The organism is Anaerotignum propionicum, assembly GCF_024461735.1.
Lineage (GTDB): Bacteria > Bacillota > Clostridia > Lachnospirales > Anaerotignaceae > Chakrabartyella.
Window position 1 is genome coordinate 1 of the sequence record NZ_JANGAD010000016.1, and the last position, 23,705, is coordinate 23,705.

Annotated in this window: 23 protein-coding genes and 3 tRNA genes; 1 reads left to right on the forward strand and 25 read right to left on the reverse strand. The window is 39.6% G+C overall.

The window, feature by feature from the left end; translation table 11 throughout:
* Nucleotides 1–300: 300 nt before the first annotated feature.
* From NE558_RS13890 to NE558_RS13945, 12 genes are all read right to left on the reverse strand, one after another.
* The gene (locus tag NE558_RS13890) at nucleotides 301–582 is read right to left on the reverse strand and encodes a hypothetical protein (protein ID WP_256150775.1); all 282 of its coding nucleotides are present in this window, start codon (nucleotides 580–582) and stop codon (nucleotides 301–303) included.
* A 600-nt stretch (nucleotides 583–1,182) separates the two neighbouring features.
* Entirely contained in the window at nucleotides 1,183–3,636 is a 2,454-nt protein-coding gene (locus tag NE558_RS13895; protein WP_256150776.1) for a glycogen/starch/alpha-glucan phosphorylase, read from the reverse strand.
* Between the two features lie 104 nt (nucleotides 3,637–3,740).
* Nucleotides 3,741–4,196: a hypothetical protein gene (locus NE558_RS13900; RefSeq protein WP_256150777.1), complete on the reverse strand. Its 456-nt coding sequence runs from the start codon at nucleotides 4,194–4,196 to the stop codon at nucleotides 3,741–3,743.
* A 62-nt stretch (nucleotides 4,197–4,258) separates the two neighbouring features.
* Nucleotides 4,259–4,831: a chromate transporter gene (locus NE558_RS13905; protein WP_256150779.1), complete on the reverse strand. Its 573-nt coding sequence runs from the start codon at nucleotides 4,829–4,831 to the stop codon at nucleotides 4,259–4,261.
* Nucleotides 4,828–5,373: a chromate transporter gene (locus NE558_RS13910; protein ID WP_256150780.1), complete on the reverse strand. Its 546-nt coding sequence runs from the start codon at nucleotides 5,371–5,373 to the stop codon at nucleotides 4,828–4,830. Before NE558_RS13910 ends, NE558_RS13905 begins: the two co-directional genes overlap by 4 nt.
* Before the next feature lie 16 nt (nucleotides 5,374–5,389).
* Nucleotides 5,390–6,466, reverse strand: coding sequence for a peptide chain release factor 1 (gene prfA, locus NE558_RS13915; protein ID WP_256150781.1), 1,077 nt, complete (start codon nucleotides 6,464–6,466; stop codon nucleotides 5,390–5,392).
* 2 nt (nucleotides 6,467–6,468) lie between these two features.
* A complete protein-coding gene (gene prmC / locus NE558_RS13920) occupies nucleotides 6,469–7,344 on the reverse strand; it encodes a peptide chain release factor N(5)-glutamine methyltransferase (protein ID WP_256150782.1) in 876 nt (291 codons plus the stop codon).
* The gene (locus NE558_RS13925; RefSeq protein WP_256150783.1) at nucleotides 7,331–8,266 is read right to left on the reverse strand and encodes a DUF1385 domain-containing protein; all 936 of its coding nucleotides are present in this window, start codon (nucleotides 8,264–8,266) and stop codon (nucleotides 7,331–7,333) included. The genes prmC and NE558_RS13925 overlap by 14 nt, the downstream gene beginning before the upstream one ends.
* A 394-nt stretch (nucleotides 8,267–8,660) precedes the next feature.
* Complete coding sequence (rpmE, locus tag NE558_RS13930; RefSeq protein WP_066053217.1) at nucleotides 8,661–8,864, reverse strand: 50S ribosomal protein L31; 204 nt, start codon at nucleotides 8,862–8,864, stop codon at nucleotides 8,661–8,663.
* Nucleotides 8,865–8,979: 115 nt separating this feature from the next.
* Entirely contained in the window at nucleotides 8,980–10,413 is a 1,434-nt protein-coding gene (gene rho, locus NE558_RS13935) for a transcription termination factor Rho (RefSeq protein WP_256150784.1), read from the reverse strand.
* A 21-nt stretch (nucleotides 10,414–10,434) separates the two neighbouring features.
* The gene (locus NE558_RS13940; RefSeq protein WP_256150785.1) at nucleotides 10,435–11,535 is read right to left on the reverse strand and encodes a LysM peptidoglycan-binding domain-containing protein; all 1,101 of its coding nucleotides are present in this window, start codon (nucleotides 11,533–11,535) and stop codon (nucleotides 10,435–10,437) included.
* Between the two features lie 182 nt (nucleotides 11,536–11,717).
* Nucleotides 11,718–13,325 carry a CvpA family protein gene (locus NE558_RS13945; RefSeq protein ID WP_256150786.1) on the reverse strand — a complete coding sequence of 536 codons (1,608 nt, stop codon included), beginning with the start codon at nucleotides 13,323–13,325 and terminating at the stop codon, nucleotides 11,718–11,720.
* A 166-nt stretch (nucleotides 13,326–13,491) separates the two neighbouring features.
* On the opposite strand from NE558_RS13945, the gene NE558_RS13950 reads away from it, so the two are divergent.
* Complete coding sequence (locus tag NE558_RS13950; protein ID WP_256150787.1) at nucleotides 13,492–14,139, forward strand: adaptor protein MecA; 648 nt, start codon at nucleotides 13,492–13,494, stop codon at nucleotides 14,137–14,139.
* A gap of 43 nt (nucleotides 14,140–14,182) precedes the next feature.
* Here NE558_RS13950 and NE558_RS13955 read toward each other — a convergent pair whose 3' ends face one another.
* The 13 genes from NE558_RS13955 to NE558_RS14015 form a co-directional block, all read right to left on the reverse strand.
* A complete protein-coding gene (locus NE558_RS13955) occupies nucleotides 14,183–14,857 on the reverse strand; it encodes a DUF2461 domain-containing protein (RefSeq protein ID WP_256150788.1) in 675 nt (224 codons plus the stop codon).
* Nucleotides 14,858–15,227: 370 nt separating this feature from the next.
* Entirely contained in the window at nucleotides 15,228–17,207 is a 1,980-nt protein-coding gene (locus tag NE558_RS13960) for a sodium-translocating pyrophosphatase (protein WP_256150789.1), read from the reverse strand.
* Between the two features lie 687 nt (nucleotides 17,208–17,894).
* Nucleotides 17,895–18,827 (reverse strand): AEC family transporter, encoded by a 933-nt coding sequence (locus NE558_RS13965; protein WP_256150790.1) that lies wholly within the window; start codon nucleotides 18,825–18,827, stop codon nucleotides 17,895–17,897.
* A 129-nt stretch (nucleotides 18,828–18,956) separates the two neighbouring features.
* The gene (locus NE558_RS13970; RefSeq protein ID WP_256150791.1) at nucleotides 18,957–19,514 is read right to left on the reverse strand and encodes a phosphatase PAP2 family protein; all 558 of its coding nucleotides are present in this window, start codon (nucleotides 19,512–19,514) and stop codon (nucleotides 18,957–18,959) included.
* A gap of 6 nt (nucleotides 19,515–19,520) precedes the next feature.
* Entirely contained in the window at nucleotides 19,521–20,093 is a 573-nt protein-coding gene (locus NE558_RS13975; RefSeq protein WP_256150792.1) for a manganese efflux pump MntP family protein, read from the reverse strand.
* A gap of 606 nt (nucleotides 20,094–20,699) precedes the next feature.
* Entirely contained in the window at nucleotides 20,700–21,224 is a 525-nt protein-coding gene (locus NE558_RS13980) for an ECF transporter S component (protein ID WP_256150793.1), read from the reverse strand.
* A 143-nt stretch (nucleotides 21,225–21,367) separates the two neighbouring features.
* Nucleotides 21,368–21,440 (reverse strand) — tRNA-Val (locus tag NE558_RS13985).
* A gap of 27 nt (nucleotides 21,441–21,467) precedes the next feature.
* A tRNA-Glu gene (locus tag NE558_RS13990) sits at nucleotides 21,468–21,539 on the reverse strand.
* Between the two features lie 8 nt (nucleotides 21,540–21,547).
* Nucleotides 21,548–21,621: transfer RNA gene (locus tag NE558_RS13995), tRNA-Met, on the reverse strand.
* Nucleotides 21,622–21,700: 79 nt separating this feature from the next.
* A complete protein-coding gene (locus NE558_RS14000) occupies nucleotides 21,701–22,030 on the reverse strand; it encodes an FtsB family cell division protein (protein WP_256150794.1) in 330 nt (109 codons plus the stop codon).
* Nucleotides 21,960–22,562, reverse strand: a complete 603-nt coding sequence (gene yabQ / locus NE558_RS14005) for a spore cortex biosynthesis protein YabQ (RefSeq protein WP_256150795.1) — start codon at nucleotides 22,560–22,562, stop codon at nucleotides 21,960–21,962. Before yabQ ends, NE558_RS14000 begins: the two co-directional genes overlap by 71 nt.
* 15 nt (nucleotides 22,563–22,577) lie before the next feature.
* Complete coding sequence (yabP, locus tag NE558_RS14010; protein WP_256150796.1) at nucleotides 22,578–22,856, reverse strand: sporulation protein YabP; 279 nt, start codon at nucleotides 22,854–22,856, stop codon at nucleotides 22,578–22,580.
* 420 nt (nucleotides 22,857–23,276) lie between these two features.
* Entirely contained in the window at nucleotides 23,277–23,516 is a 240-nt protein-coding gene (locus NE558_RS14015) for an RNA-binding S4 domain-containing protein (RefSeq protein WP_066053255.1), read from the reverse strand.
* Between the last annotated feature and the right edge of the window lie 189 nt (nucleotides 23,517–23,705).

Genomic DNA, 23,705 nt, shown 5'->3' on the forward strand with positions numbered 1-23,705 from the left:
TTCAAGGATCAAGTGTTTTTTTCTTGCTGTCGTCTTTCGTTGTCAGCGAAGATTATCTTACCATATTCATTATGGCTTGTCAAGCTCTTTTTCAAAGTTTTTTCTTTCTTTTCTTCGAATGATTTGCTTAATTCGCCTTAATTATGTTGCTTTTTTCAACTGCATCTCGCAGTGACTTTTCTTATTATACAGAATAATTTAAACTTGTCAACACTTTTTTACAATTTTCCCTTTTTAATTTCATATACTATAAAAAACAAGGCACCCCGTAATCGGGATGCCTTGTTTTTTAAGCGCTTCTTATTGAGCAGGTGTTGCGGGTGCTGTCTCAGCAGGTGCAGCTGCATCAGCAGGTGCTGTTGCGTCTGCAGCAGGTGCTGTTGCATCAGCAGGTGCTTCGCCTTCAGCAGGTGCTACTTCATCAGCAGGTGCTGTTGCGTCATCTGCAGGTGCTGTTGCATCAGCAGGTGTCTCCTGTGCAGGAACCTCAGGAGCTTCCTCTTTCTTAGTACAACCACTAAATGCGAGTGCAAGACCCAAACATACAGCTACAATACAACCTTTACCAAAATTACGTTTCATATTACATTCCCTCCTTGTTTTTTGCAATCCAACTATAGCACAAAAAATTCATTGTGAACACTCAATCTACCGCATTATGTCCCATAATTCGACAAAATGTCGTTTACCAATAGTATTTCTAGCATTATTTCAATTCTAAAAATCTATAAATGAAATAGCACTTTATTTTAATACTTTCTTCCAAACCCTTGATTTTGCTGGATTTCCTGTCGTTTGCTCTTGAGAAGTATTATTATTTAACCAAAAAATAAGCTACGCAGAAAATGTCCCACCTTGCCCTATTTCAATTCTTAATCATTTATTAAGACGATAAAAAATAGCACTAATATTGTAGTTTTATGTCTTAATTGTCATGCATGGAATTAACCTTCTTATAATAACTTCCCCTTTGATTTCATCTCCTTAATAAGGAACAAACACGATTACACATAAACATCAAGTAAAAAATTAGAACCCCCTCATGTAATTCTCATTATCATTTAATGCCACAGGTTTTATTGTTGGCTTTTCTTTATACGCCTTAGCGCCTATGTTTAGAATCATATATTAATTGAAGTTTTCCACAAAAAAACTTCCGCTTGTTCAAAGCGGAAGCTCTTTTTAAAAATCAATAGAAACCGAAGGTAAATTCCAAATCTCTTTGGCATATTCTTTTATAGTACGATCACTGGAAAACTTGCCACTTTTTCCAGTGTTATAAATGGCCATTCTAGCCCATTTTTCTTTATTCCTATAGGAAAAGTCCACAGCTAATTGAGCCCGCTGGTAATCCGCATAATCCTCAAGTATAAAATACTCATCCGCTCTGCTTCCCCCAAAACCATTTAGCAACGCGTCATATAATTCACGAAAAAGACTGGTATCATTGGAGAATGTGCCGTCAATCAAGGCAGTCATTGCCATACGAACCTCTTGGTTCATATTATAAACACTCCATGGATCATATTCCCCATTATATTTTTCCTGGACCTCTTCAGCACTCATGCCAAATATAAAGATGTTTTCTTCTCCAACCTCATCGAAAATTTCAACATTAGCACCATCCATGGTGCCCACAGTCAATGCGCCGTTTAGCATAAACTTCATATTACCCGTGCCAGATGCTTCTTTGCCAGCTGTAGAAATCTGTTCACTTACATCCGCGGCAGGAATAAGCCGCTCAGCCAAGGATACACGGTAATTTTCCAGGAAAACAACCTTGATCTTACCACCAATACTTTCATCGCTATTCACAACATCCGCAACGCTATTAATCAACTTAATAATTAGTTTTGCTCTTCGATACCCTGCTGCTGCCTTTGCTCCGAAAATAAAGGTTCTTGGCATTATATCCAATCCTGGGTTCATCTTCAATTTGTTATAAAGCCCGATAATATGCAGTACATTCAAAAGCTGACGTTTGTACTCATGCAAACGCTTCACTTGAATATCAAAAATGCTGTCAGGATTGATATCAATTCCCTTTGCAGATTTTATATATTTTGCCAGAGCAACCTTATTAGCTCGTTTAATTTCCATAAATCTTTCTTGAAACTCTTTATCCTCAGAATAAGGTAAGATTCTTTCCAGTTGTAACAAATCTGTAATCCAGCCATCGCCGATTTTTTCTGTAATCAGCTCCGCCAGCTGTGGATTGGCATGCAACAGCCACCTTCTTTGAGTTATCCCATTGGTCTTATTATTAAACTTCTCAGGATATAACTTGTAAAAATCTTTTAGTTCCTGATTTTTTAATATTTCGGTATGAAGGGCTGCCACACCATTTACCGAATGGCTACCCACAATCGCCATATATGCCATACGGATTTGACCATCTGCAATAATTGCCAAACGACGTATTTTTTCCGGATTATTTCCGTATTTTTCAGTCAATTCAAGGCAAAAGCGACGGTTAATCTCTTCAACAATTTGATATATACGAGGTAATAAACGACTAAATAAATCCAATGGCCACTTTTCCAGTGCCTCCGACATAATGGTATGGTTTGTATATGCACAAACTTTCTGAGTAATTTCCCAAGCCTGATCCCAAGGTAAGTCATTTTCATCCACTAAAACCCGCATTAATTCCGCTACAGCAATGCTAGGATGGGTATCATTAAGCTGAAAGGCAACCTTTTCTGGTAATAAATTAAAATCCCCATGGTTTTCTTTGAATCTCGCAATCACCCGTTGAACTGTTGCGGAAATAAAGAAATACTGTTGACGCAACCGCAATTCCTTCCCTTGATAATGTTCATCTGCTGGATAAAGCACATCCGTTAGTGTTTTTGCCAGAGTTTCTTCTTCCGCTGCCTTTTGATAGTTTCCTTCATTAAAATATTTTAAATCAATTCTGTTTTTTGCTCGTGCATCCCATAAACGTAAAGTGTTCACCGTATTATTACCGTATCCCACCACAGGATAATCATAAGGAGTGGCCATAACAGATTGATATCCCTCCTGTACAAAGCGATACCCGCCACTTTCCTTTGGCATTGCCCGTACATGCCCGCCAAATTTTATTTCCACTGCATACTCATTTCTCCGAATCCCCCAAGGATCTCCATCCTCCAGCCAGTTATCCGGCGCCTCCACTTGATATCCATTCTCAATTTTTTGCTCAAAAATCCCATAATGGTAACGAATACCACAGCCATATGCAGGCAGCTCCAAAGTGGATAAAGAATCTAAAAAACAAGCAGCCAGTCGTCCCAGGCCACCATTGCCAAGCCCGGGATCCGGCTCAGCATCCTCTACCGTATTATAATCAATGCCTAGTTCAGCAAAAACCTCTTTGATAACAGTATTCATCCCCATATTAATCAAGGCATTTCCCAAAAAACGCCCCATTAAGAATTCCATAGAAAGATAATATACAATCTTTGCATCTTTCTCACTATAAGTATCGTGGGTTTTAATCCATTTATCCGTAATCAAATCCCGCAAAGAAAATACTGCCCCTTGATAAATTTCTTCCGCTGATGCCGTTTCAAGATTTTTTCTGTAAAGTGTTTTTACATTTTCCCTTATCATTGTCTTTAGTGTTTCTTTTTCTATCCCAATTTGCCCCATAAGAAACCTCCTTTAGTAGAATGCCCTTCTCTATTGTATTTTTCTCGGCACTTTTTTATTTTACTATATCAAAGCATACCCAATTTTGCAAATATCCTTCTCTTTTAAAGAAAACAAATTGCAACACCTAGTATAAATCCTAAAACCCCTCCCAAAGCAGTACAAATGGTATCCTTTAAAGACATACCCTCAGGAAACAATCCACTGCTGGCACAATATAAAGCAATGCCCCCAATAATACCTCTGGCCATCACCCATGACCCATTGGAAAAGACCTCGAATAAAAAAGCCGCTGTAAATATGGCGGCACTTCTAAACTCCCTACTTCGCCCTTGGTCGGGGTATTTATTTTCCGCCCATACGCCCATTGTTATCCCCAGTATTGAGCCAAGACCGGCCCAAACCAAACTATCCAAAAAAGCAGGAGGCAAAAATAAAAAACAAAGATATGCTAAAACAGCTCCCTCCAGAAAACGAAAGGGCAACGGATAGGCTCTCTTATGCCTACTCGCTGCCCACAGCAGCACCCAATACACAGGAATCGACAGCCATAGACTCATTCGACCTTCCCCCTTATTCCATATACTCTATCATATGGATGGAAAAAGCCTTTCATTCCGCATCAAAATGCAAATATGATACCTATTGCCGCCCCCACCGCGATATAAATCACTGGGTGCTTTTGAAATTTATTCGTTAATAAAAGCATTATTACAAATAAGATACATTCCTTTATTCCAATGAAACCAAGAAACGTTCCCATAGAAAGTTCATTAATCCCGTTTACATGAAGTAATGCTGTAAGCAGTACTCCAAACCCTGCAGCACCGATCAATCCCGTTACCGCAGGTCTCAATAAATAAAACACATCTTCAACATGAGGGTTGCTCCTGAATTTTTGCAGAAACTTAGAAATAATGATAATAATTACAACAGATGGGAACACCAAGCCAACCGTAGCAACAATACCGCCTAAAACGCCACCAAAATGAAACCCAGTATACGTGGCCATATTAACACCCAAAGGTCCTGGCGTAGATTCGGAAATTGCAATCATATCTACAATCATTTTGGTATTAAACCAATCATATTTGTCTGCAAGCTTATATAAAAATGGTAAAGTCGCTAATCCACCGCCAACGGAGAACAGCCCTATTTTAAAAAATTCATAAAATAAAAGAAACCACTGTGTCATTTTGTTCTCGCCCCCTTAATCATAGGAGCCGCTAGACCAAGGAAACCAGCCCCAAGAACAATCCAAATAGGCGATATCTCAAAAATTGCAGAAAGGACAAAGGCAACCACTGCGATTATGGCACAAACTTTATCCACCACAGATTTTTTCCACATTCCCACTACTGCATTTACAATTAAAACGCCTACAACCACACGAATTGCACCAAACGCATGCTGAACAGCCGCCAACTGGGCAAAATTCTTCAAAACCGCCGCAATAATCATAATAATAATCAGTGAAGGGAATACGGTTCCTGCTGTTGCCGCAATGGCCCCTAAAACCCCTTTTCGTTTATACCCAACAAAAGTAGCTGTATTTACAAAAATAACCCCTGGGGTACATTGGCCTATGGCAAAATAGTCAAGAATTTCATCCTCTGTTGCCCATCCTCGCCTGGTAACTACCTCTCTTTGCAATAGGGGCAGCATAGCATAGCCGCCACCAAAGGTAAAGGCACCAATTCTGCAAAATGTAATAAATAACTGCCATATTTCTTTCATAACTTCACTTCTTTCTTTATTCCTCCAGTCCACCTGCCTGCATTTTTTCCATACGGTCTGTGGTAATCAAAGCATTCATAATTTCATCTAAATCTCCGTCTAATATACTATCTATCTTATACAAGGTCAAGCCGATTCTATGATCAGTAATGCGACCTTGGGGGAAATTGTAGGTGCGGATACGCTCACTTCTGTCCCCCGTTCCAACCTGAGAACGGCGGTCTGCTGAAATGGCAGCGTCATGGGCCTGTCTTTCTCTTTCATACACCCGGGCATATAAAACCTTTAATGCCTGTTCCTTGTTTTTCAACTGGGATTTTTCGTTCTGGCAAGAAACCACGATACCCGTAGGCAAATGGGTCATACGCACCGCCGAATCTGTGGTATTTACACACTGCCCCCCGTTACCGGAAGCCCGGAACACATCCACTCGAACTTCATTCATATCAATATGAACATCTACCTCCTCCGCCTCCGGCATAACCGCAACCGTTACCGTAGATGTATGAATACGTCCACCGCTTTCTGTGGTGGGAATACGCTGTACCCGATGCACACCGCTTTCATATTTCATGCGGGAATATGCACCTTTCCCTGTTATCATAAAGGAAACCTCTTTAAAGCCGCCCAAATCACTTTCGCTGGCATTCATCAATTCTACTTTCCATCGTCTGTCCTCGGCATACCGGGCATACATACGGAATAAGTCTCCGGCAAACAGTGCGGCTTCATCACCACCGGCACCACCTCTGATTTCAACAATAACATTTTTTTCATCATTGGGGTCCTTGGGCAAAAGCAATATGGTAATTTCCCGCTTCAGCTCTTCCAAACGTTCCTTGTTCTGCGTAAATTCCTCTTTTACCAGCTCACGAAATTCTTCGTCAAGCTTGTCGTTCAAAAGCTCCAACCCTTCTTCCACAGCGGCCTTTACTTTTTTATATTCTTGATAAGCCTCCACCACAGGAGTCATATCACTATATTCTTTCATACGCTTGCGCCATTCCGATTGGTTGGCAATCATTTCAGGGTCATTCACCTGATCCGCCAAATCGTTGTATTTGCTTTCAATCTCCGCCAATCGATCAAACATGGTTACACCTCATCTATATTCTCTTTTAATTTTCCAAAAACAACTCTGTCTAAGCCTGCCAAATCCTTCCTTAACGTGCATTGGTCAAATCCGGCCCCTTCCATCATAGAAAGCAACGCCTCACCTTGGTCGTAGCCAATTTCAAAAAACAGCCATCCTCCAGTTTTTAGCCAGTGACCACTATCCCTTATAATACGCTGATAAAACGCTAAACCATCGTCTCCTCCGTCCAAAGCATTTTGAGGCTCAAAATCCCGAACCTCAGGCATCAACGTTTCAATTTCTGCCTTTGCTATGTAAGGCGGGTTGGAAACAATGGCATCAAAGCTCCCCTTCCATAAGGAGGGAACCTGATCGAATAGATCACTTTCCAGCCACTCTAGCTTAACTTGATTCACTTCTTCATTTTTCCTTGCAAAATCCAAAGCCTTTGGGCTGATATCCACGCCTACGCAGTCCAACTTTCCATAATGGGATAGACAAATGGGGATGCATCCGCTTCCCGTTCCTAAATCAATTACCCGTTGTATGTTATTCTCCTTAGAAATAGACAACACCGTTTCCACCAAAAGCTCCGTATCTCCTCGGGGAATCAATACCCCTTCTCCAACACAAAAGGGTAAACCCATAAATTCGCATTGTCCCAAAATATACTGTAAAGGGCGGTTAAGTTCCCGTTGTTTTAAATAATCATTGTAATCCGATTCCTCCTCAAGTGAAATGGGTATTTCACCTTGGGTAAAAAGCTGTATGCGGCTCATTTTGCACACTTCCATTAATAAAAGCTCTGCTTCAAAGGCAAAATTATCCTTACCTGCCAACTGTAGACGGCGCTTGCCTTCCAGCAAAGCATTTGCAACAGTCTTATTCTTCTTCATCTTCCAGTACTCCCTTCATCGCCGCAATTGCGGTTTCGATTTGGGATGCATCCGGTTCTGCCGTGGTAATTTTTTGTAAACATAGCCCGGGATAGCTGATTGCCTCAACGAGCTTGCTTTCGGATCTTCCTGCCCATCGAATGACTTCATAGGAGATGCCTGCAATAAAAGGTACTAAAAAAATCCTGGAAACCAATCGTAATGCCACAGAATCCGTCCGCACAAAAAAGAACACAATCATACTAATAATCATAACAAAAAGCAAAAAACTGGTTCCGCAACGCTTATGCAGTCGTGTGCAAGGCATTACGTTTTCCACTGTTAATTCCTTACCACTTTCGAAACAGTTAATGGTCTTATGTTCGGCACCATGGTACTGAAATACTCTTTTGATTTCTTTCATTCTGGAAATCAGAAATAAATACAACAAGAATATGCCAATTCTCAAAAGCCCTTCAATTACACCTAACCCCCATACCGGCACAATGGTCTTAAAAAAACTACCCAACCATACCGGAAGAACAAAAAACAAGCCCATACCTAAAATTAAAGATACGGTAACACTAAAATAGATCAAAATATCATTAATTTTATCGCCGAATTTGTTTTGCAAATATCTTTCAAAGGGAGAAAGTTCTTCCTCTGCCCAATCCTCTCCGGCAATTTCTGCGGAGTGCATCAATATCTTTGTACCTGTAATCAGGGAATCCACAAAAGCACCAATCCCACGAAAAATAGGATATTTAAAAATACCTTTGTTGGCAATTCCACCCCATTCGTTTTTCTCAATGGTAATTCCACCTGCGGGATTTCTCACTGCCATGGCATAAATGCGTTTACCACGCATCATAACACCCTCGATAATTGCTTGTCCACCGATGCTTGTGGGTCTTACTCTTTTTTCATTATTATCATTTGACACTGTATCAACTCTTTTCGTCTGTAAATTTCTATTGCAATTAAATATTATAGCATAAAAGGTAGAAAACTAAAAATTATTTTAGAATTATAATCTGTATTTACCTGAAATTGTCATAAAATGCAGAAAGGAAATGCTTGCATCTTTACTCTGCTAAAAAAACTTTCACTCACTTTTGCTTAATAAGATTAGATACAATCAACTATGCCCTATGCCTTTATAGTCCATCCAATTACTCTTAGGGTCTTCTAGCGAAGAAAACCAATCAACAAGTTTCTTAAAAGTTTTCCTGAAATAAATAAAAAAGTGCAGGGATTAGCTCTCTGCACATTTCTCATTCTCGTTAAATTCAGAAGAGCGAGTAATCATCCTCTTGACTCTTCCAATCTTGCAGAAATTACTTTCTGCCGTATTTTTTGTTGAATTTTTCTACTCTACCGCCAGCTTCCAAAAGTAACTTCTGGCTGCCTGTGTAGAAAGGATGACACTTAGAGCAAACTTCGACTCTGATTTCTTCCTTTGTAGAACCTGTAACAAATTCATTACCACAGTTACATCTTACTTTAATCTGATTGTACTGGGGATGGATTCCTTCTCTCATTTCTTTCACCTCATTTTTTAAATTTGTTGATCAATAATTTTTTATTATTTATAGACAACACCAGTAGTGTATCATAAGTTCTTTCCCTTTGCAATAAAAAATTCCAAAAAACGAATCACTTATCAAACAGTCCCAAGGTCTTCTCCCAAAAGGGTAAACGCTCCATAAACTCTTGGTTATTTTTGGTCTTCCTCATCAAATCATAAAAGCCTTCTACCATTTCCATCTGACTCATGGTAGACGCCATTTTCCTTAGGGTAAAATTGCATTCCAACTCCTGCTCGGTCAAAAGCTTCTCTTCCCGTCTTGTCCCTGATTTGATAATCTCTACTGCGGGGAAAATACGCCGTTCAGAAAGCCTTCTGTCCAGCACCAATTCCATATTGCCAGTACCCTTAAATTCCTCAAAAACAACTTCATCCATTTTGCTTCCTGTATCTACAAGAGCCGTAGCCAAGATGGTTAAACTGCCACCATTTTCAATATTTCTGGCGGCACCGAAGAATCGCTTTGGCATGTACAACGCCGCTGGATCCAAACCGCCTGAAAGGGTTCTGCCGCTGGGCGGTATCGTGAGGTTGTATGCTCTAGCCAGTCTTGTTAGGCTGTCTAGGAGAATAACCAAATCCTTGCCTTGTTCTACCAGACGCTTTGCTCTTTCCAAAACCATCTCCGTCACTCGTTTATGGTGTTCAGGCTGTTCATCAAAGGTAGAGTACACAATTTGAACATTCTCACCCTCTATGGAGCGCTGAATGTCTGTTACTTCTTCAGGGCGCTCATCAATCAAAAGTACGATAAGATGTACTTCTTTATGGTTTTTTGTTAGGGCATTGGCCATTTGGGTTAAAAGAACCGTTTTACCCACCTTAGGAGGTGCCACAATCATTCCTCTTTGCCCCTTACCAATGGGGGCACAAAGATCGATAATTCTTCCAGAAAGCTCCTCTCGACTAACCTCAAAGTGCAGCTTTTCTTCAGGGTAAATAGGTGTTAAATCCTCAAAATTGGGGCGTTTCGCCGCCTGATCAGGAAAATCTCCATTGACCGATTTCACAAATAAAAGGGCTCCAAACTTCTCACCCTCCCTTGCTGTACGAATATTTCCTTTCACCGCATCCCCTGTTTTTAAGTTAAACCTTCTGATTTGGGAAGGAGATACATAAATATCTCCGGCTCCGGGAAGAAAATTCTGAGTTCTAAGGAAGCCAAAACCGTCGGGCATTACCTCCAGTATCCCCTCACCGGGTACGCTGTTTTCCATTACCGTAGCCTTTTCTTCCCTTTGTACTACTCTTTCCCTGTGCGCATAACCCTCATCTTTCACCTCAATGGGCGTTTCAGGTTTTTTCACCGGCTCTTGATTCTCCTGCAGAGAAAAACCATAAGCAGTCACACGCTTAACGGCAACACGTTCCGCCTGAGACTGCTTTTCTGAAATCTTTTCAATCAATTCACTTTTTTTAAGAGTGGAAATGGACTTAACATCCATTTCCCTCGCCATCTCTCTCAATTCTGCCAGAGTTTTTTTCTGCAGATCGTTTTCCATTTTCTATTCTCCTATCTTTTATCATCTAGGAATTTTCAGCTTTGTTCCAACGCTGATGGTATCTGTTTCCTTTAAATTATTCGCATCCAAAATTTTCTGGTATTGAGCACCATTTCCCAATACCTTCTGGGCAATACTCCACGCAGTGTCACCCTCTTGCACAACATATTCTGATGCATTGGTACTATTCCCTGAGGTATTGGTTGTTGTATTGGGCTTTGTTGTACTAGAATTGTTTGCACTAGGGGTATTTGTGTTGGAATTGTCTGAGCTAGACGCGCTTTTTGCTGGATTGGTGCCTTTCAAGTCTGCCAATTCTTCTTCCAGTTGCATTTTTTCAAGTTGAATTTTTTCATACTTGCTACTCAAATCTCCACTTGCAGTCACCTGATTCTGGGCATCTTCCAGCTTGCTGCTTAAGCTCACACACTTAAAAATCAGGAACACAATTAATATTAGCCCAATGATACCTAAAATTATACTCAGCTTATTCACTCCACCGTGATAATCCTCTTCATCATCATAGTCATCATAAAGGCTGTCTAGGTTTTCCTGCTTTGCCTTCTCTGCAAAATCCAAATCCTCGTAGCGGCCTCTGCCATTGGGTGTAAAATCTTCAAAAGCATTTTCTTCTTTTCGGAACTTTTTGCGTTTTGCAGGGGCAAAGGTTTGTTGAGAAGCCTCTTCCACCATTTTGGATTTTTTGCGAGCAGGCACTACACTCACATACTGGATGCCATCGTCATACTCGTCCTGTTCCATTTTATGCCCTGAAGATGCCATATTATTCGTATCTTCTCCGGAAGGATCATAATTATTTCTTGTACGTCTTGATACGTATCTGGTAGGATCCCCTTCTTGCTGGGGCGCCTTTCTAATCTCGTTGATTTCACTGCTTACCTGTTGCATTCTTGCCTCCCGTACCTCTTCTATATCTTCTCTGGAAGGACGTCTTTTAGATCGACTGATCTCTGTGTTTCCGTCCTTACTCATTAATGGGTGTGTCTGCATTAAAATATCCACCACTTCCTTTGGTAGATCGTTATATAAATCTTCATAGTATTCGTTATCGTTTGTACCTCGAGAACCGGGGTTGGTATTGCTGTTTTTATCACCGCTCATAATTTACCTCCGCTGGATTAGGAGATTCCTACTTTTGCTCATAAGAATCACATTATATCTTATTATTTTACATTCTTCCTATTAAAGTGTCAACATATGGGAAACTTTTTCAGAAAAATATAATAAACGCAGTAAAACAGCCACCAATGGAATAGTGGCTGCTTTCCTCATCTTTTCTTTATTTACTTTAATTCAATAACAGCATTCACACCGTTTGGTTCTGCCACATATTCTAAAGAAATAGTATCTCCAACCTGTTTTTTCAGAATTCCCAATTGATTTTTTACCTCAATTTCGAAAAGGAGTTCACTGCCATCCAGCATTAAATAATAATAGGTGTTTCCATCTGCTACAATATCTTTCATCATGGTAATGGTGCCGCTAATTTTCAAAGCATTGCCGGAATCAATGGTATTGATCCCGTTGCCGGCCATTAAATTACGGTATACCTTTTCACACTCAGCCACAGTGTCTCCAATGGCTACAATTTGATATTTTTGAATATTTACCATGGCATATTTTTTAACCAGCCCTGCCGCATCCTTCAGCGAGAGGAAGTAGGTTGGCTCGTTGGCAATATTCAGTAAAATGGGGAAGGTTGCGTTATAGCCTAAATGCTGAACCTGACCTTCCGCAGAGGACATAGCGGAAATTTCCTTAGCTCCGGAAACCTGATAGTACTTCGTTTCCTTCGTTCTGGAATTCATTAGAACAAAACCAACGTTGGATTCATCCCCGCCAATGGAGGTAACGCCGGTATATACCCAAACGTCATCATCAAGGGCAATATAATTGTAGCCCTCTGTGCTCTTCAAGCACTCCCTTTGACCAAATATACTGTTTAGATAGCCTTTCTTCAAGGTACCGTAATAGTCATACTGCTCAATCAAAAGGTTGGCGTCATATACCTTATCAATCCAATGAGGCACATCGGCTATGTCATAATAAACATGCTCACCTGTTACAGCATTTACTACAATCGCTCCTTTGATATCGGTACCACCGAACAAACCGATGGTTTTATCCTGAACAGCACATACCCAATAAGGAACGCCGCTTTCATCAATTTCAAAATTAGTTGTGCGAATCATTGCAGTTGGATAACGGAATCGAACATAACGATATAGGTTTCGTCCAAAATGCTCAAAAGGAGAGTACTTTATTCCCTGCTGCAACTTAACCAAATCAACATTTTGTGTTGTCATATCAATTTGGATATATGCAGGAATGCCTGTGCTGCGGTTGGTAATCCATTTAATCAAATCACCGTAACGCAGAGGGGTAACCCTTACAGGTTTTCCCTGATAATTTATCTGGTTAAAAAACGAGCTTACTTCATACTGGGAGACCATATCCACCATACTCCCCATTTCTCTCTCAGCAAGCTTTGCAGCAGAGTCACTATCCAAAATGGGTATTTTGTTATAGTCAACCTCACGAATATCTGTTGTAAAATCACTGGTTTCCACCGTTAAAAGTCGGTTGTAGGCAGACGCCCGTATAATAGGCGAGGAAAGCAATGTCCCAACAGCATAAAATATTGCCAGTGCCACAGGAACAATCAAAAGCTTTTTCATAATCTTCCTGTTTGCCGCCCGCTCAGGGCTTGTTCTATCCAAAAAAACTGCACGGAATATAGTCCAAAAGTTAATAACAATCCCTACTACAAGTATTGTTAAAATAAACACCCAACTGTCACGAGAATGAATATTTAACGGTGGTAAGTAATAATAATACATACCTGCCCAAATCAGAACAGTCAATATTATTGGAATAAGCCGCTTTTTCATCACAGCTATCACTCCTTCTTTGTTAAAATTAATAAAATATGGCGGTATTACCCTCTTTACATCTTCTCTCCAATTCATTATACTATACTATATTTCAAGTAAAAAGTATAGTGGAATTCAAAACACGACCCGTTTTTCTAATTGAAGAGATAAGGAAGTGATTTAAATGAAAATAGAACGTGTAAGCGAAAATCAATTAAAGTTAACTCTTACCAGGGCTGATTTGGTAGAACGAGACTTAAAACTGGAGGATTTGATCAATCCATCTGACAAAACACAAAAGCTTTTCCGGGATATTATGGAACAGGCCTTGGATGAATACGATTTTATTAACGAAAGCACACCCCTTATGGTTGAGGCAGTTCCAGTGGGTATTGACGGCATTATGATTATCGTTACAAAAATTGATCAAAAAAACAAAAGTGAAAATCCTATGGATTTGCTGTTTAAAAACAAAGAGGCACATAAATGGAAAAAGAAACCCTTAGACTTGGTTGAAACAAAAGATCTTGAGGGTGATGATATACTTATATTTTCTTTCCAAACCCTGGATGATGCCATTGATGCCAGCCTGCGTTTAGACGACTGCTATAGGGGGGAAAGTGCATTGTTTAAAAGCAATGAAAGATTTTTCCTCGTTCTGCAGGCGGATACATATACCGCCGATGAAAGTAATGATTATATTGAACTTATTTTAGATGAATTCGGTCAAAAACACATTTCCACTACTTTGTCGAAATATTTCCTTTTGGAGCATGGCGAAACAATGATAAAAACAAATGCCGTTGCTTCCTTAGCAAAAGCTTTTGGGTAATAAAAAATTAAAGTTCCTTCGGTTTCGAGGGAACTTTTGTTTTTTATTCACATTTGATGTCTTTTAGATAGCGATACAAAGGTACCAAAGCCTTCCACTTTTCAACGATCATCTGGGGCAGTGCTTCCGAAAATATGATATCCTCAATTTTTTTTACTTCATTCACGTAAAAATTTTTCTTAATATACCATGGGCCTATCTCTTTGGGTAATGCGGAGGCATCTACCTTTTTATAATCATCACCCATCAATATAAATTCCTTCTTCTTTTCAAATTCCCCAACTATGTTCAAAAAATCAACAGGCTTAGTTCGTATTTTCTGCCGATATGCATTGAGATAAGCAGGGGTTGCCTCATAAACCCCCATGCCGTGGCTATAGCCCTCAGGGGTAACCTCAAAATAAAAAGCTGGTCTCATTTTCCAATCCGTCCCTGACAAAAGTGGCTCTTTCAAAACCACCCAACGGCATGAACGATAAGGACTTTTATCCTTGGAGTAACGAATATCACGATTGATTCGAGATACCGACCAGTCCATCTTTTCTCCTGTGACCTCAGCGAATCTTTCAGTAATTGCAGCAGAGAATTGGTCAAAGGGCGTTTTAAGAACTGCCTTGTAGCGCTCCCTATTTTGATCCATCCATTCCTTACTGTTGTTCATTCTAAGCTCCCACAAAAAATCTATTGTTTCCGGTAAAAAACCAGTGAATTTTTCCATTTTTCTCAACTCCCTTTATCACTGATTATAGCACAAGCCCTTTTTTATGGGTAGAGAAAATCTCAATTCCCACAGTTCTCCTATCCTTCACCTATTCAGGGCTCCACTCAGCTTTGCCTCACCCCTATAAAAAACCAGCAAACAAATAATGACCCAGTGGGTAATATTTATTCCGTTAACGTAAAAGTCTTTCTCCAAAACAAAAACGATTTCCCCCCTATCCACTGCAGGGGGTTATCACAAAAAACGAACAACAAAAAGAAGGTGGCAACAAAGTTACCACCCTCTACAAAAACTATTCAAAACTTATAAACATAAATTCAAGACACATTTTGTTCTCAAACCTATCCGAATTCAAATCAATTGCTCATTACAGAATGCTGCCAATTGTCATAAACAGTGGAGCAAAAACCAAAGAAACAATTGTCATCAGCTTAATTAAAATGTTGATAGAAGGACCGGAAGTATCCTTGAAGGGGTCACCAACAGTGTCACCAACAACTGCTGCTTTGTGAGCTTCACTGCCTTTACCACCGTGATTGCCTTCTTCAATGTATTTCTTAGCATTATCCCATGCACCACCTGCATTGGACATAAAGATAGCCATCAAAACACCAGTTACTAAAGAACCGGCCAACAAACCACCCAAAGCAGTTGTACCCAAAAGGATACCAACAACCAAAGGAGCTGCAACAGCCATAATACCGGGAACCAGCATCTCTTTCAATGCTGCTGTTGTAGAAATTTCAACACACTTCTTATAGTCAGGCTTGCCTGTACCTTCCATAATGCCAGGGATGGTACGGAACTGGCGTCTTACTTCTTCGATCATCTCAAATGCCGCTTTACCAACAGACTGCATGGTAAATGCAGAGAAAAGGAAAGGAAGCATACCACCAATGAGCATACCAATGATTACTCTTGGTTCAAGAATGGAGATTTCCGTCAGACTAACTGCTTCTGCGTAGGATACAAATAACGCCAACGCTGTTAACGCCGCAGAACCAATGGCAAAACCTTTACCCATGGCTGCTGTTGTGTTACCAACGGAGTCTAACTTATCTGTAACACTTCTTACAGAGTGATCCAAACCACTCATTTCAGCAATACCACCAGCATTATCTGCGATAGGACCATAAGCGTCAACTGCAACAGTGATACCTGTTGTGGAAAGCATTCCAACAGCCGCCAAAGCAATACCATACACACCGGAAACAGCATGCGCTATAAAGATACCAACACAAATTAACACGATGGGAATTGCTGTGGATTCCATACCAACAGCCAAACCGCTGATAATTGTTGTTGCTGGGCCTGTTTCGGACTGATCCGCAATCTTCTTTACGGATTTGTAGTCGCCGGAAGTATATACCTCAGTAATAACGCCAATCACAAGACCTACAACCAAACCGGAAATAATTGCTATACCGGCTTTCATGTTGCCAAAGAATAAATAGCTTAATGCCAATGATGCAATTGCAACCAGCACAGCTGAAGAGTAAGAGCCTGCCTTCAATGCCTTGTGAGGATTAGAGTTTTCATCGCCCTTAACAAAGAACGTACCAATAATGGAAGCCAAAATACCAACCGCTGCCAGTACTAAGGGGTACACTGCGCCTTCCATCTGGAAGTAAACAATGCCTAATGTAATTGCAGAAATGATAGAGCCAACATAGGACTCGAAAAGATCGGCACCCATACCTGCAACGTCACCTACGTTATCGCCAACGTTATCAGCAATAACCGCAGGGTTACGAGGGTCATCCTCAGGAATGCCTGCTTCAACCTTACCTACCAAGTCAGCACCAACGTCAGCAGCTTTTGTATAAATACCACCACCAACACGGCCAAACAAAGCGATAGAAGAAGCACCTAAACCGAAACCAAACAAAATGTTTGCATTTTGTGTTAATACATAAATTGTACCAACACCAAGCAAGCCAAGGCCAACTACGGACATACCCATAACGGCGCCGCCGCTGAAAGCGATAGAAAGGGCTTTGTTCATGCCGCCAACTCTGGCTGCATTTGCAGTTCTAACGTTTGCCTTTGTTGCAACTGACATACCAAAGTAGCCAGCAAGGGTAGAGAGGAGTGCTCCAAATACGAAACAGCCAGCTGTCATCCAGTCTACACCAAAACCAATCAAAACAAATAAAACCACTCCAAAAATAACTAAGATACGGTATTCTGCTTTCAAGAAAGCATTTGCACCTTCTCTGATGGCAGCTGCAATCTCTGCCATACGTTCTGTTCCTTCTTCTTCACGGTTAACCTTTCCCGCAAGAACGAAGGCGAACACCAGCGCAAGTACACCAAATACAGGCGCTAAGTACATCAAGTTTTCCATGATTAAATCCCCCTGATTCTCTTTTGAATTGTTTCTTCATGTATTTTAGATATTATTTCCGCCCGACCTTTTGATCGGAATAACAAAACCCGACTATCCACAAGATTCCAAACACACATCATTAGTTAATAAATAGACAAAGACACTACCCTCTCCCTCTGCCATGGTTAGCCCTGTCCCTAGCAGATTCGAAATGCAGTATCCGATTGTATCCAAATCTTATTTTAAGTCTTATTCTGTCCCACGCACTAGTATAAACGATATGATTAGGAAAAATCAACCCTTTCAGGCATTCCCATCCAATTTTTTTGAAAAAAAAATGCCTTTTTATAAAAATAATTGCCCTTCGTATACAAAACCCATTAAAATAATTCTTTTTTTGCAAAACATAGTGAATATTTTCACTCTCCAATTATCATTCAAAATCTTTATTTTCTGCTTTATACGTTTTTTAAAAGCCAACCAAAATATATCTTTTGATTTGTTAAATCTCCATAAAACTGTATGATTGTTCTTCTTTTTTTCGTAATTTTTTCCAAGCCATCCTCACATTTATTTGAATAATTCTTTTAAAAAAGCCTGTATTACAAAATATTCTTTTGCATTACAGGCTTCATTTTTTCTTTTATAAATATGTTTAAAATTCTTATATAGCTTTATGTATTAAATTTTCTAGACTTCTCTATGTTAAGCTCTGCACAAAAATTCTGCAACAAGAGGAAGTGTCACCACAGATAAAATTGTGGACACAAAAACATATTCTGATGCTCTTTTTGCATCATTTCCATATAATTCTGCAAAAGAGGGCAATGCCGCAGCCGCAGGTGTCCCCATAAGCACAACCAATACATTCAGAGCCATACCTTTCAGGAAAAATGCAGCAATTATTTTTGTGACAACGGGCATAATAATCAGCGTGAGAACGCTAAAAATATAAACAACCTTATCTTGAAAAATTTCTCTTACATTTGCCGCTGCCAACAAAGTCCCAATATAAATCATTGACAAACAAACCGTTGTATTTGCACTAAATAACAACGCATCATAAATAGGTGCTGGCAAGGTAATGGAATTTACAAAGCAAAAGATACCAATAATTGCGGAAAAGCAAATTAAATTTAAAAATGCATCTTTCATCATTCTACCGAAAGATTTTTTGTTTTCTCCTCCCAAATTGAACAAAAATGAACAAACGGTAAATAAAAATACGTTACAGGTAAACATAACTGCCACGCAGAAAATCAATCCTTCTGTACCGTACATCGCCATAATCAAGGGCTGTCCCATAAAAATAACATTGCTATACACGCCACCCCCTGAAAAAAGCCCCAACTCTTTCAATTCCATCTTTTTTATTTTTCCAACTGCAAAAAACATCACTGCACCAATACAGCACATGAAAAAAGTTACACCACAGGTTTTCAAAAATCCTGCAAAAATTTCAGCAGAATACTCTCTTTGCATCAAAATAATCATATTGCAAGGTACTGCCACACGAGTTAATACAATGGAAAGACCCTTCGCATTTGCCGTGGATAAATATTGCTTTTTATGCAGTATAACACCGACAACCATTAGGATTACCATGGTCAGCAACTGCAAAATAACTGGTATTGCCATACTCAAACCTTCTTCCCTTTGTCATTGAATGCTCCTCTGCTCCCTCCAAGAAGTAGAAACACCAACCAATCTTATTAAAAAACTATTCCTTTATTCTATATAAAAAAATTTCGCTTTGCAATCATTATTTTACGAAATTCGACTTTTTTTTGACAAAGTGAGTGTTCTATATAGGCAAATAGAGATCTTTGCAGCAACCCAGCCCGTAAATGCACCGGCCAAAACATCCGAGGGAAAATGAACCCCTAAATATAAGCGGCTAAAACCCATTAATGTGGCAAAAACATATGCAAACACACCCCATTTTTTATTCTGTGCATAAATAGCAGTTGCCGCCGCAAAGGAGGCTGCTGTATGTCCGGAAGGAAAGGAAAAATCAGATAACCTAGGAACCAAAATCTCATACCCAATCAGGTCATATGGTCGCATTCTGCCCACCATAGGCTTTAGCAGCATATTGCAAAACAGTCCATTGATTGCCAAGCTAAGGGCTAAAATAATCCCCCCTGACCTGTATGAATTATTTTTGTTACTTATTAAAAAAAAGAGGATTGTCAATGCAATCCAAATGAGACCTCGGTCTCCCAATTGAGAAATGAAAATCATGGTTCTGTCCAGCCAAGGAACGCAAAAAAAACCTCTTATGCCCGTTAAAATGATACTATCCATTGATTGTATCCATTCCATATGTTTTCATCCAACCCCCAGTAGCGTATGCTCCAATAAAATTTTAGCTCCGATTAGTATTAATACTGCACCGCCAATAATTTCTGCTTTTGATTGCAGCTTATCCCCCAGATATTTCCCAGCCCAAGCCCCAAGGCAGGAAATCACAAAAGAAACCACACCAATAATAATGCCGGCCTCTAAGATATTAACATCTAAAATGGCAAAGCTAATTCCTACAGCTAAGGCGTCAATGCTGGTTGCTACCGCTTGTAAAAAAAGCATTTTATTTGTCAGTGTTGTGCTGCAACTATTGTCATCGTCTTCGCCCTTTATGCTTCCATAAATCATGTTTCCGCCAATGACAAGCAATAACAAAAATGCAATCCAGTGATCAACCGCTTCTATGTAGGTTTTTACACTACAGCCTAAAAACCACCCAATAACCGGCATTATGAACTGAAACCCTCCAAAAAAAGCCGCCTGTCTTACTGCATCCTTCTTTCCAAACCCTCGTGTACAAACACCATTGGAAATGGAAACAGCAAAGGCATCCATAGCAAGGCTCACAGCTATTAAAAAAATTGTGATTATTTTCATGACCTTTTCCTCCTATCCTCTCAACTTTCATAAGTCTTAGTGGAATATAACACAACCCTTCTCATCAGTCAATTACTCATTGAAAGGGTATTGTTCTATTTATTTTATGTCAGATTTTCAAAAAAGTACAACCCTCATTGAAATGATACTTATTTAACAAAAAATGTACTTTGTTCTATACAATTTTCTATAAATACATACAATCACGCTTTGTTCACTTGGATACTTCAGCATCATTGATTAGAAAAAACTATAGAATATATGAATAGTAATATCTTTTTCTTTTATTACTTTCCATTATCTATTTCATCTCCAAAACAATGAAAATTGCTTCATTTCATTATATCCCCAAACATTTCTTTTTAAAACACAGATATGTCACTCTTCCTACTAAAATTCTTCTTGTATACAAAAAGGTTTGTTGTTTGCAATTGGCAAACAACAAACCTCTGAACGCATTGTTAAATACTCGTAAATTTCTTTCCCAAAAAAGTGTTTCCTAATGAAGTATCTTAAAATAATTCTACCCTATAATCGTAACTTTTTATTCTAAAATGTTATAAAAAATCCGACTTACTACTATATTAATGCATCCGAAAACAAATATCATCGGGTTAAGACAAATTTATATATTTTTGCTCTGTGAAATGCAATACCTACCACAATAAAAATTACAAAACCTGCAAAGCCCTGAATCAAATTTTCCGGAATAGAAATTGCAGCTACAGCAAAGCTGCTTTTCAAAATACCTCCACCCACAAAGTAGCCAAAAACCATCCACAAAATGCCCAGTATAGACCCTGTCATATTGCGAGGAGTGAAGAATTTCTGGTTTCTCTCAGAAAATGAAGAAATCTTCCCAACAAGATATCCCATCACTGCCTTTATAATGAAGGTAAAGGGTGCCCAATGACCATACCCACTTAATAAATCCGCCATAGCAGACCCAACACCACCGGCAACCATACCATATTTGGCACCAAAAAACACGCTAATCAGCAGTATCATACTGTCACCCAGGTGTATATAGCCCTGCGTTGCAGATACAGGAATTTGGAATATCATGGTACTCATTGTAACTAAAGCAACGAGTAACCCTTGTATACATAACTCTTTTGTTGTTGTTTTCATTGCACTCACATCCTCCTATTTATTAATAGAAGGTTACCATATCTAGGCTTTCATGCCTAGAGGTTTCAAAAGAAAACGAAAGATTGTATCGAAACAATTTTCGTGATTGTTTCGATACAATCTTTTTTTTTTGCAAAAAAGAATGGAAGTTACAGGGCTCGAACCTGTGACCCTCTGCTTGTAAGGCAGATGCTCTCCCAGCTGAGCTAAACTTCCATGCTTAAGCAATATTAAGATAATCAATGACCCGTAAGGGAATCGAACCCTTGTTTCAGCCGTGAGAGGGCCGCGTCTTGACCGCTTGACCAACGGGCCGAAAAAAATAGCGGAGGAGGGATTTGAACCCCCGACACTGCGGGTATGAACCGCATGCTCTAGCCAACTGAGCTACTCCGCCACAAGTCGACCACTTGATTATACCCATTCCTCCATACGTTGTCAAGCTTTTTTATATCGTTTTTTATGTTTTCTTGTTACTATTGACCTCTATTTATGTACAAAATCTCATTTGGTTTTATCATACCCAGCTGTTCCTTTGCAATTTGCTCTATATAGCCGTCGCTGTTATAATACTTCTTGCGTTCTTCAAGCTCTAGCTTTTTATCCTGCTCCAACTGGATTTGGGATGCTACATCCATTCGCTCTTGTTTTAGCCGATCACAGGCTCTCGACCGCCCCAAAACACCAAGGGCAACGGCACAAACGAAAACACTTAAAAATATGCGAATGAAGATTTTATCTAATCTTGGCGTTTTTTTTCCGTTGTTTTCTCTTCGCTGATCTTTTTGCTTTCGCTTTCTGCGCATTCGGCTCTTCACCACTTTTCCGTTTTTTTCTCACCGCTATGTTCCAGTCTCTTCGCAGTGTATTCAGCTTTATTTTTGCATAAAAATTACAGGAATGCAACACTTTTTTCTTGAACTTACCGCAAAAAAAGCCAGCTTTCCTCAGGGGTGTGCGAATTAACAGATAAACCAACCGAAAGGGCGTCATTATAATGGTAAATAATAAAAACAGCACTTTTTTTACAATGTAGATTACCTTGTCACTCACTGCAATCACCAAATGACTTAAGGATAAAAAGTAAACTCCCATACCACCAAACAAGCCTAAAATCATAAAAAAGCGGACTTCTCCTGCATTTGCTCCCAATATTACCACAAAGGCAAAAATAACTGCACAAAGCCAGTATAACCCATCCTCGAGTTGTATCCACAGCCGCTTGTGGGGGATAATGTGGCGGAATACCCGTAAGCAATCATAAACTAAGCCAAGAATCCCCCCCAGCAATACAGATAAGAGAAACAATTGCGCCTGTCCCTGTAAAGATAGTATCATTACAATCTCCCCTTTTTATCGAAACAATTTTCCCAAAAAAGAGTGTTTCTCCCCTAAAGTTCCATCAGAGTAAGTAATACTGTCAAATAATCCCTCAATTGTTACTTCTCCTGCATCTAAATCCAGTTTTCCCATATGTATCCCAGTACCCTTTATCATCATTAACCCACTATCCGTTTCTAACATTATCCCTTCCTCATCAAAGGATAATACCTCCAAAACACCGCCCATACGAATGCGTTCCCGCTCCTCCATGGATACTGTATGTCTGCTTCGTTTTCTTTCCTCTGCCATTAGATCTGCCTCCCGCATTTTTTTGTCTGCTATCAATATATGTCCGTGAAAAGGCTTTTAGACTGCATAAAAAAGCACCTACCTCCTAAGCGCATAGGTGTCAATAACAGTTTGAGTTAACTTCGTTCAACGCCAAGTCGCCTTAGACATATAGGATGGGGCACTGGGATCAAAAGAAGTTGAACTGCTAATTTTTTAAAGATAAAACATCCAGCATGGGGATACCTCCTTTTTGCAGTTCCTTTTCCCTTTCATGAACTGCTTACCATGCTCCAAAGTTGTAAAGAGTCTAGTATCCCGTATTTTCAAAATAAAAAAAGCCTCCTTTGCGTCGTTTAAAAGTACTATCTTTACGCCGCAAATTTGGCTTCTCATTTTATGAGGAAACTCTCAAGCCATTTGAGAATTCCTAAATAATTGTTATACACTGCGATACATTGCAGCGGCATCCTCTTTTCGAGGAGACTCTTTTATACTTAATACCTCCAGGCGGGTGGTGTTACTGCCAAATTGAATTTCAATCATATCCCCCACCTTAACCTCGGCACCTGCCTTAACTACCTTGCCATTTAACATAACTCTTCCCGCGTCGCAGGCTTCATTGGCAATGGTTCTGCGCTTAATCACACGGGAAACTTTAAGGAATTTATCAATACGCAACGAGCTTCCTCCTTTTTATAAATGCTTTCTCAATAAAAGCAAACTTCCATTTTAAACTATCTAATCATACTATTCTTTACAATGAAAACTCAGCACATCAATAAAACTCAACGATAAAACATGAAGCCAAAGGGCAATCATCACCACCAGCTCAGCTGGTGGTTTGCTCTGCCCCTAGAAGGGGCTTTT

Bases quoted from the DNA above. Each gene is read 5' to 3' on its own strand.
- NE558_RS13890 (WP_256150775.1), bottom strand. From the start codon at position 582: ATGAAACGTAATTTTGGTAAAGGTTGTATTGTAGCTGTATGTTTGGGT.
- NE558_RS13895 (WP_256150776.1), bottom strand. From the start codon at position 3,636: ATGGGGCAAATTGGGATAGAAAAAGAAACACTAAAGACAATGATAAGG.
- NE558_RS13900 (WP_256150777.1), bottom strand. From the start codon at position 4,196: ATGAGTCTATGGCTGTCGATTCCTGTGTATTGGGTGCTGCTGTGGGCA.
- NE558_RS13905 (WP_256150779.1), bottom strand. From the start codon at position 4,831: ATGACACAGTGGTTTCTTTTATTTTATGAATTTTTTAAAATAGGGCTG.
- NE558_RS13910 (WP_256150780.1), bottom strand. From the start codon at position 5,373: ATGAAAGAAATATGGCAGTTATTTATTACATTTTGCAGAATTGGTGCC.
- prfA (WP_256150781.1), bottom strand. From the start codon at position 6,466: ATGTTTGATCGATTGGCGGAGATTGAAAGCAAATACAACGATTTGGCG.
- prmC (WP_256150782.1), bottom strand. From the start codon at position 7,344: ATGAAGAAGAATAAGACTGTTGCAAATGCTTTGCTGGAAGGCAAGCGC.
- rpmE (WP_066053217.1), bottom strand. From the start codon at position 8,864: ATGAGAGAAGGAATCCATCCCCAGTACAATCAGATTAAAGTAAGATGT.
- rho (WP_256150784.1), bottom strand. From the start codon at position 10,413: ATGGAAAACGATCTGCAGAAAAAAACTCTGGCAGAATTGAGAGAGATG.
- NE558_RS13940 (WP_256150785.1), bottom strand. From the start codon at position 11,535: ATGAGCGGTGATAAAAACAGCAATACCAACCCCGGTTCTCGAGGTACA.
- NE558_RS13945 (WP_256150786.1), bottom strand. From the start codon at position 13,325: ATGAAAAAGCGGCTTATTCCAATAATATTGACTGTTCTGATTTGGGCA.
- NE558_RS13950 (WP_256150787.1), top strand. From the start codon at position 13,492: ATGAAAATAGAACGTGTAAGCGAAAATCAATTAAAGTTAACTCTTACC.
- NE558_RS13955 (WP_256150788.1), bottom strand. From the start codon at position 14,857: ATGGAAAAATTCACTGGTTTTTTACCGGAAACAATAGATTTTTTGTGG.
- NE558_RS13960 (WP_256150789.1), bottom strand. From the start codon at position 17,207: ATGGAAAACTTGATGTACTTAGCGCCTGTATTTGGTGTACTTGCGCTG.
- NE558_RS13965 (WP_256150790.1), bottom strand. From the start codon at position 18,827: ATGGCAATACCAGTTATTTTGCAGTTGCTGACCATGGTAATCCTAATG.
- NE558_RS13970 (WP_256150791.1), bottom strand. From the start codon at position 19,514: ATGGAATGGATACAATCAATGGATAGTATCATTTTAACGGGCATAAGA.
- NE558_RS13975 (WP_256150792.1), bottom strand. From the start codon at position 20,093: ATGAAAATAATCACAATTTTTTTAATAGCTGTGAGCCTTGCTATGGAT.
- NE558_RS13980 (WP_256150793.1), bottom strand. From the start codon at position 21,224: ATGAAAACAACAACAAAAGAGTTATGTATACAAGGGTTACTCGTTGCT.
- NE558_RS14000 (WP_256150794.1), bottom strand. From the start codon at position 22,030: ATGCGCAGAAAGCGAAAGCAAAAAGATCAGCGAAGAGAAAACAACGGA.
- yabQ (WP_256150795.1), bottom strand. From the start codon at position 22,562: ATGATACTATCTTTACAGGGACAGGCGCAATTGTTTCTCTTATCTGTA.
- yabP (WP_256150796.1), bottom strand. From the start codon at position 22,856: ATGGCAGAGGAAAGAAAACGAAGCAGACATACAGTATCCATGGAGGAG.